At 44.2% G+C, this 8,755-nt stretch carries 10 protein-coding genes; 2 read left to right on the top strand and 8 right to left on the bottom strand.

The genetic code is table 11. The features are described 5' to 3' along the window. A partial coding sequence (locus QVP40_RS13085) for a helix-turn-helix domain-containing protein (protein ID WP_288200581.1) occupies positions 1-262 on the bottom strand: 262 nt, incomplete at its 3' end. 231 nt (positions 263-493) lie between these two features. Here QVP40_RS13085 and QVP40_RS13080 point away from each other — a divergent pair. Next, positions 494-1,210 (top strand): LytR/AlgR family response regulator transcription factor, encoded by a 717-nt coding sequence (locus QVP40_RS13080; RefSeq protein WP_022068830.1) that lies wholly within the window; start codon positions 494-496, stop codon positions 1,208-1,210. Between the two features lie 157 nt (positions 1,211-1,367). Continuing rightward, positions 1,368-2,009, top strand: coding sequence for a C40 family peptidase (locus QVP40_RS13075; protein ID WP_022068829.1), 642 nt, complete (start codon positions 1,368-1,370; stop codon positions 2,007-2,009). Between the two features lie 498 nt (positions 2,010-2,507). Here QVP40_RS13075 and QVP40_RS13070 read toward each other — a convergent pair whose 3' ends face one another. The 7 genes from QVP40_RS13070 to QVP40_RS13040 form a co-directional block, all read right to left on the bottom strand. Beyond that, a complete protein-coding gene (locus tag QVP40_RS13070) occupies positions 2,508-3,152 on the bottom strand; it encodes a V-type ATP synthase subunit D (protein WP_022068828.1) in 645 nt (214 codons plus the stop codon). Positions 3,153-3,169: 17 nt separating this feature from the next. Beyond that, positions 3,170-4,552 carry a V-type ATP synthase subunit B gene (locus tag QVP40_RS13065; RefSeq protein ID WP_022068827.1) on the bottom strand — a complete coding sequence of 461 codons (1,383 nt, stop codon included), beginning with the start codon at positions 4,550-4,552 and terminating at the stop codon, positions 3,170-3,172. 15 nt (positions 4,553-4,567) lie between these two features. Beyond that, on the bottom strand, positions 4,568-6,337 hold the full coding sequence (locus tag QVP40_RS13060; protein ID WP_022068826.1) for a V-type ATP synthase subunit A: 1,770 nt from the start codon (positions 6,335-6,337) through the stop codon (positions 4,568-4,570). Next, positions 6,330-6,917: a V-type ATP synthase subunit E gene (locus QVP40_RS13055; RefSeq protein WP_022068825.1), complete on the bottom strand. Its 588-nt coding sequence runs from the start codon at positions 6,915-6,917 to the stop codon at positions 6,330-6,332. The genes QVP40_RS13060 and QVP40_RS13055 overlap by 8 nt, the downstream gene beginning before the upstream one ends. Before the next feature lie 12 nt (positions 6,918-6,929). Then, positions 6,930-7,238, bottom strand: a complete 309-nt coding sequence (locus QVP40_RS13050) for a V-type ATP synthase subunit F (protein WP_022068824.1) — start codon at positions 7,236-7,238, stop codon at positions 6,930-6,932. Between the two features lie 12 nt (positions 7,239-7,250). Next, a complete protein-coding gene (locus QVP40_RS13045; RefSeq protein WP_022068823.1) occupies positions 7,251-7,679 on the bottom strand; it encodes an ATP synthase subunit C in 429 nt (142 codons plus the stop codon). 57 nt (positions 7,680-7,736) lie between these two features. Beyond that, positions 7,737-8,755: V-type ATP synthase subunit I (locus tag QVP40_RS13040; protein WP_288200580.1), on the bottom strand; the 1,019-nt coding region annotated here is incomplete at its 5' end.

Here is an 8,755-nt window from a genome sequence, read left to right as displayed (position 1 = left end):
GGCACAGATATTTGAAGTGGTTTTTCAGCGCATTTTGGATGAAACAAATGCATGCTCCTTCATTTTGGATATATTTTATGGAGTGGACAGCTGTCAAAAGAGCAAGGGTCAGCTCCTGCTGAGCATCCTCATATTCCATTGCATGACATTTGTATGCATACTTGCGAATCATGGGCTGAAATTTGAGAATTATTTGTTCCTGTGCAGAGGTATCGTCGTCCTTTGCCTGTTGTAATGTATGAATAAAAATAGTATTTTCCATGATTTTTCTCCTTTTGTTAGAAAGAAGAAAAAACAGTTGGATTTAGAAACTTAAATTTAGAAAAATATTATTTTAGATAACAAAAGTAAAGCGAATAAAAAAAGAATAGAAATAACGTGGTTTTAGTAAGAAACAGTAAAAAGGGAATCTCATTGGAACAAAGAGTGCTTGACATATACTTTTTTGGTATGTAAAAATAACCGCAGGCAAGCGAAAGGGGAGTTAATTGTGATGGTAAATATTGCTGTATGTGATGACGATACACAGTTTGCGGCTGAATTGGAAAACCGGATATTATCCTATGGAAAACAGAAAGCTGTCAGTTTAGATACAGAAGTCTTTTCAGATGGAGACAGTATTCTGCAGGCAATCCTCAACGGCGGACAGTATGATCTTGTTTATATGGACATTGAGATGGGTAATAGAAACGGGATCAGTACAGTGCGTGAGATAAAGAAAATATCTCCTGAGACAATGATCATTTATGTTACTTTTCATGAAGTTTATTTCACACAGATGTTTGAAACAGAACCTTTTCGTTATCTTGGTAAACCGTTGGAAGAGGAACAGTTTAACAGATATCTTGAAGAGGCTCTAAAGAGGATCAGAGAGTGCTTATGCTATTATACTTATACAACCGGACACAGTACCTGCCGGGTTCCTGTACGGGATATTTTTTATTTTGAGAGCCGCAGACGAAAAATTATACTTCATGGGAAAGACAGCACTGATATTTTCTATGGAAGATTGGGGGAAATACAAAAAGAGTTGGAAAAGGGCGGCCGTCCGTTTATCAGAATCCATCAGTCATATCTTGTAAATCCTTATGAAATAAACAGATATTATCCGGATAGAGTAGAAATGGTTGGGAAAATGCTTCTTCCTATCAGTGAGAGCAGGCAGAGAGAGGTGAAAGAAAAGTTCCATTCATTTCTGAGAGAGTTATAAACAAAAATGTAATCATTCTGTAATAAAATTTGACAAAACAGGCATTTCTGTGATAACATACGCAACTGTATGCAGCACAGAGATGCCTGTTTCCAGTTTTGGTACGGATATCGGGATATTTCTGATGAAAATAAGGATGAATAAAAAGGAGATTTCCATGATAAAAAAGATTGCAGCAGTGATGTTAAGTGTTTGTATGAGCACCGCCATGGCAGCAGGTGCGCAGGCGGCAGATTTTACCAGCGGTGAGGAAACGCTGGAGGGAACCTTTACTGACGGCAGCAAAGATGATCAGACAGGCGACATCAGTGAAATTGCAAATGATATTGTAGCTCAGGCTGAAGAGAAGGCTCAGGAATACCAGAAACTGAAGGAAGAGGCGGACAGGGCGGCTGCAAAAAAAGCGGCTGAGGAAAGAGCAAGAAAGGCGGAAGAGGAGCGTGTGGCTCACCGTCAGGAGATTGTGGATTTTGCAATGCAGTTTGAGGGCAATCCCTATGTATATGGGGGAACAAGCCTGACAAATGGGGCTGACTGTTCCGGGTTTATGATGTCTGTGTTTAAAGAGTTTGGATACGAGCTTCCCAGAGTGGCTGCGGCCCAGTATGAATCGTCACAGAAAAAAGAACTCAGTGATATTGAGGTGGGGGATCTTGTTTTTTATGGCAGCAATATTTATCATGTAGGGCTGTATATCGGAGATGAAAAGATCATTCATGCCAGCACCTCTGCATCAGGGATAAAAGTCTCTGATTATGATTTTGAAATACCGTCTGGTGTCGGAACTTATCTGAAATAATCGAGGGTTTGGCAAATTGCACAAAGCCTGTCGAAAAATGTGGATTGTATGGATTTTTGTACAAAAGTTATCCACTGTAAGAAAACGTGGAAAACCCTGTAAAATCAAGTTATGCACAAAGTTATCCACATTATCCACATGAATAACATGTGGAATACCTGATTTACATAAAAAGACAAGAAACAGATGTTTTGGTTAATAATGATAAAAATATAAAAATCGACAAAAACCAACAGATTTCTATTGACATTTTCAATGTGAAAATATAGGGAAATATTTTGTACAAAAGAGTGATTTTGCTGTTTGAAAGAATAATTATCTGACAATATTAAGAAAAGTTGGCATGTATAAACAAAATCACATCATATAGTATGCTGAACATAAGGTCATACATTTTATAGTGTTTTGAGTTATGGAAAAATAAAAATCCCCGGAAGAGAAATAAAATTCTCTTTTGGGGATTTTTACTGCATTGTGGATAAAGTTTAAAAAAGAATGTTATCCACAGGAATCTGCTGACGCAGCATTCTGTTTCATTCGTTTGATAACCTTCAGTCTTGTAAATTCCTCTCGCTCTTTTTCTTCCAGAGCATTCTGGATATCCCTGGTCAGTGTTTCGTATCTGGGGATTGTAATATTTTTAAGAGCGTTTGCCCGCTTTTGAGTTTTTTTGATGTTGGCGGCCAGGCGAATGGCTGCATTTTCGATCATGGAGAGCCGGATGGACAGCTCTTTTACTTTTTCAAACTCCGCCTTTGCCTGATCCAGAGACATTTTTGTACTGTAGTAGGCATAAGTGGGGGTGTTGGTACTCTGAGCGTCATATTCTACCAGTGGGATTTCTGTTCCCATAACGCTTCGGGTTTTGATCCGGATGGAGTTTTCCACAGGTACAGTATAGGAAATCTGCTGAACAAAAGCGATGCCGATTTCCATATTTGCCTTCTGAAGAGCCGCATATGCAGTCCGGAAGGTTTCGTCAATCTGTGTCTGGATATCCTTTGCCTGATCGATAAGCTCCATCATTTCTCTGATCAGGATGTTTCTTTTTTTGTCCATCAGCTCAAATCCCTGACGGGAAAGAGCAAGGGAATTTTTTGCAAGTATCAGATTTCCCTTGGTGGGAAAGGTATTTGGATCCAAGAAACCACCTCCCTTTCTTATCTGACGGTTTCTCTGTAATATTTGTTCAGAATCTTGGTATCAATACGATCCAGCTCTTCTTTTGGAAGAAGTCCAAGAAGCTCCCAGCCTTTATCCAGAGTTTCGGTAATGCTGCGGTTTTCTGTTTCTGTCTGTCCTACAAATTCCGCTTCAAAAGCCTTGCCGAATACAAGATAGCGCTTATCAAGAGGAGAGAGCTCATCCTCACCGATAACGGATGCCAGAGCTCTGGCATCGCCTACTTTTGCATAACAGGAGAAAAGCTGGTTGGCCACATCCTGATGGTCTGCCCGTGTGAAGCCTTCTCCGATGCCGTCCTTCATCAGTCGGGAAAGAGACGGAAGCACATTGATAGGAGGGTAAATTGCCTGCCCGTGAAGCTGACGGTCCAGAACGATCTGACCCTCTGTAATATATCCGGTAAGGTCAGGGATAGGATGAGTAATATCATCGTTAGGCATGGTAAGAATCGGAATCTGTGTTACAGATCCGGTGCCGCCCTGAACGATTCCTGCGCGCTCATAAAGTGTTGCAAGTTCGCTGTACAGATAACCCGGATATCCTTTACGGGACGGTATCTCGCCTTTGGATGAAGAAACCTCTCGCATTGCCTCACAGAAAGAGGTAATGTCAGTAAGGATGACCAGAATGTGCATTCCTTTTTCAAAGGCAAGATATTCTGCTGCTGTAAGAGCGATTTTCGGTGTCAGAAGACGCTCTACTACAGGATCGTTTGCCAGATTCAGGAACATGACAACATGGTCGGAAGCGCCGCTTTCCTCAAAGGTACGGCGGAAAAACTCAGCTACGTCATATTTTACACCCATTGCTGCAAATACAATGGCAAAGTTTTCATCGGAGTCGCTTCCCAGAGAAGCCTGCTGTACGATCTGCGCTGCAAGCTTGTCGTGGGGAAGTCCGTTTCCGGAGAAAATCGGAAGCTTCTGTCCGCGGATCAGTGTTGTCAGACCGTCGATAGCAGAAATACCTGTGTTGATATAGTTTCTCGGGTACTCTCTGGATACTGGATTCAGAGGAAGTCCATTGATATTCAGTTTTACTTCCGGGGCAATATCGCCCAGTCCGTCAATAGGCTGACCGATTCCGTTAAAGGTACGTCCGAGGATTTCCGGAGAAAGTCCGATCTCCATTGGATGTCCGGTCAGTCTTGTATGAGTGTTTGTCAGGGACATGCTTTCAGTTCCCTCAAAGACCTGAATAACAGCCTTGTCCTCGTAAATTTCTACAATACGGCCGATTTTCTGTGTTCCGTCGTCCATATGAAATTCTACGATTTCTTCATAGGACGCGTTTTTAACTCCTTCCAGAACAACCAGAGGGCCGTTTATCTCGCTTAATCCCAGATATTCGATTGCCATAAACTTTTCCTCCTGTCAGCCGTTTTTCCTTAATACGTTTTCATAGAATTCATCAATATCTTTTTTGTACTGGTCAAATTTCTCAAGTTCCTTGTTTGGAACGTCATATTTAATAGAAATGATCCGTTCAAAAATATTGTCCTCTTTCAATACGGAAACCGGCATGCCGCGGTTTACAAGGGCGCGGGATTTTTCGTACAGATAAAGGATGATCTCCATCATCTGGAACTGTTTTTCCATTGGAACACAGGTATCCTCGTCATGGAAGGCGTTCTGCTGAAGAAAGCCCAGACGGATCACTCTTGCGATTTCTAGAGTCAGCTTCTGATCGTCAGGAAGAACATCGCTTCCGATCAGCTTTACGATTTCCATCAGAGAGCTTTCCTGGTTAAGGATCGCCATGATCTGATTTCTGTCTGTGACAAATTTCGGGGACACATGGGTGCGGTACCAGGGGGAGAGATCCTCCAGATACTCGCTGTAGCTGGTAAGCCAGTGGATTGCCGGGAAGTGACGGGCATAGGCCAGAGACTTATCAAGTCCCCAGAAGCAGCGTACAAAACGTTTGGTATTCTGGGTAACAGGCTCTGAGAAGTCGCCGCCCTGAGGGGAAACCGCTCCGATAATAGAAACAGATCCCTCGGTTCCGTTTAAGTTCTGCATCATACCGGCTCTCTCATAAAAGGCAGAAAGCTTGGAAGCAAGATATGCAGGGAAGCCTTCCTCTGCAGGCATTTCCTCCAGACGTCCGGACAGCTCACGAAGGGCCTCTGCCCAACGGGAAGTAGAATCTGCCATAATGGCAACATCATACCCCATGTCTCTGTAGTATTCTGCCAGAGTTACTCCGGTGTAAATGGAAGCCTCACGGGCAGCAACAGGCATGTTGGAGGTATTGGCGATCAGAGTTGTTCTGTCCATCATCAGGTTGCCGGATTTCGGGTCGATCAGCTTGCTGAAATCCTCCAGAACCTGAGTCATTTCGTTTCCACGTTCTCCGCATCCGATATAGATGATAATATCAGCGTCAGACCATTTGGCAATCTGATGCTGTGTCATGGTCTTTCCTGTACCAAAGCCGCCCGGAACAGCAGCAGTACCGCCCTTGGCGATGGGGAAAAGTGTGTCAAGAATACGCTGGCCTGTAACAAGAGGAACGCTTGCCGGGAAACGGAGCTGCGTAGGTCTTGGGATACGGATAGGCCATTTCTGTGCAAGAGCAAGATCTTTTGTGGTTCCGTCAGGAAGCTCAATGGTTACAATAGGCTCCAGAATGCTGTATTCTCCGTCCGGAGCTGCCTTGATGACAGTTCCGTCCTGGATAGAAGGCGGAACCATGGATTTATGAAGAATGGAGGCTGTTTCCTGTGTCTCGGCAATGATCGTACCGGGACCCACAACATCCCCCTCCTTAACTGTAATATGAGTGTTCCATTTTTTCTGTGTATCCAGAGAATCTACACTGACACCTCTGGAAATATATTTTCCGGAGGATTTTGCAATTTCCTCCAGAGGACGCTGGATTCCGTCAAAAATGTTGTGGATGATTCCAGGTCCCAGAAGAACAGAGATGGCGTCGCCTGTTCCTGTAACGGTTTCCCCCGGACGAAGCCCTGTGGTTTCCTCAAAAACCTGGACGGTGGTCATTCCCTTTTTCAGGCCAATGACCTCTCCTACCAGGTTGTCCTTTCCTACATAGACCATCTCGGAGATTTTGAATCCGGGATCGCCTTTCAGATAAATAACCGGGCCGTTGACACCGTAGATAATACCTGTTTTACTCATTCTTCAGCCCTCCGTCAAATTTGAATTCCTTTCGCATGGATTCCAGTCCTTCCAGAAAAGAGTTGTCGATCATGATATTTTTCTGAGGAATAGCAGCGCGGATACCGCCGATAAAATCATCTGAAGAAACAGTAAGCTCTGCTCCTGTTTTCTGAGAAAGAGTTTCAAGCTTACTGCTGTCACCGGAAGATAAAGAAATCTGAATCTCATCCTCACCGGCAAAGGATTTTACTTCCCGAATCTGTTTACAGAGATAATCCATATATTCAGGAGTTTCCATAAAAGCCTGTGCTTTCTGTTTTACTTCTGCAAAAAGAGCTTCTTTCAGCTCTTCCTGTTTTCTGGACCAGCCGCGTTTGAGAGTGATCTGTTCTGCGGACAGAGCCTTGTTGATCTCCCTGCGGACATGTTCCGCTTCGGCCTTTACCTCAGCCTCAGCGCTTTGTCTGCGGGCTGTTTTATGATCTTCCAGCATCTGAGAAAGAGATTCTCTGTGCTCCTGGATCGCCTTTGCGGCATCCTCCTTTGCTTCCTCAACAGAGACCTCATAGAAATGCTGCAGCTTTTCATCTATTGTCATGTTTTCACCTGCCTATAATTTCAGTCCGATTGCTTCGTTGACATATGAAGTGATAAAATCCGGTTTACGTCCTGTTCCGTGCCTGTCAGGAATTTCAATGATCAGGGGAGTTTTGTGGTGAAGCCGGACTTCATCAATGATCTCCGGGAATTCCCGTCCAAATTTTTCCGTAAGGAGAATGATCCCGATTTCCTTGTCTGCAATAGTGCGCTCCAGGGCTTCCCGGAGCTCATCACGTTCATGGACAACCACGCCCTCGACACCTGCCAGGCGCATGCCTGTGTAGGTGTCGATGTTGTCGCTGATTAAATACATTTTCATAAAATATGCCTCTTAAAGTTTACCAAGGATCATAAAGGAAATGATCAGTCCGTAAAGGGCGATACCTTCGGCCATAGCTACGAAGATAATAGATTTACCAAAAAGAGAACCGTCTTCGCTGAGGGCTCCAAGCGCAGCGCTTGCGGAGCTGGCAACTGCGATACCGGAACCAAGACCGGAAATACCTGTAACAAGGGCAGCTGCAATATAGCCAAGACCTGTAGCCAGACCGCTGTTGCCTGATGCAGCCTGTACGCTTGATGTGCCTGCAAACATTACCACAGAGGCAACAAGGATTACGCCAAAGAACATAAAGCAGTTTGCTGCAAGTGTGCGTTTATAGCGTTTTTTGTTTTTCTCACCAAGGAAAAAGTAGCTCACAGGTAAGATGATGCTGAGAATCAGTGCGATTGCTGTTACGATTTGAATGATCATTGTCATGGTAATATCCTCCTGAAAATAAAATTATTTTTACGGGAAAAATCCCGGCTGTTTTTATTAAGCGTTTGCTTTCTGTCCCTTTTTCTTAAAAGGAAGGAACTCGCGTCCGTTTCCTGCATAGAAGCGGCTGAAGATCTCGTAGTATTCCAGACGAAGAACCTGGATACCAACGATCAGACCCTCCATGGCGCACACAAAAATGTTGCCCAGAACAATAACGATCCAGTTGGGACTGCCGCCCTCTGTAGCTCCTGCCAGCATCAGGACAACCTCCATCATTGCCGCGTGGCTTACGGCGAAGGCTCCGATACGGAGGAAAGAAAGGGTGTTGGACAGATAGCTTAACAGTACCTCAAAAAGTTCAAAGAAGCTCTGAACAAAGAACATTCCTTTCTGTTCAGGAAGGATCTGTTTCTTTTTTTCTACCAGGTTGGTAAGAGGCTCCTTCAGGAACATCAGAATCAAAGGTACGCCGAACATAACTGCCAGAACAGCTGCTGCGGGAAGCTTTTTGCCGGAAACAAGAAGCACTGCGGACAGAGCAATGGAACCATAAAATACAAGCCCGGCAACAGCGTTGCTGTCAAACCATGTACGTTCTGTATCATGATTGCGGACAGCATTGATGATATTAAATACCATACAGATCAGGATCAGAAGCATTCCGAATCCGATAGCGATGACAAATACTGCATTCAGCCGTCCTACCAGTGGAACGTCCATCATTGCCTTCATGGGCTTCAGCCATATGGCGTGGAGAATTTCTTCAAATCCAAAGATGCTTCCGTACATAAATCCGAAAAAGGTGGAAAAAACTCCGGCGCAGCTGATAATGCCTGCAAGATCCATATGCTTTTTCTTATACAGGAACAGACCGCCAAGGAAAAGGATCAGTCCCTGCCCCACATCTCCGAACATGGCTCCGAAGATCAGGGAATAGGTAATAGCCACAAACCATGTGGGATCCAGCTCATTATAAGCAGGAAGACCGTACATTTTTACATACATTTCAAAAGGCCGGAACAGCTTCGGATTGTGAAGCTTGGTTGGCGGAGTCTTTTTGGCCGGTGACTCTT

The organism is Blautia sp. CAG:257 (assembly GCF_000433815.1).
Lineage (GTDB): Bacteria > Bacillota > Clostridia > Lachnospirales > Lachnospiraceae > Blautia_A > Blautia_A caecimuris.
Note: the sequence above shows the minus strand (reverse complement) of the source record. Positions and strands in the feature narration are given on the sequence as shown.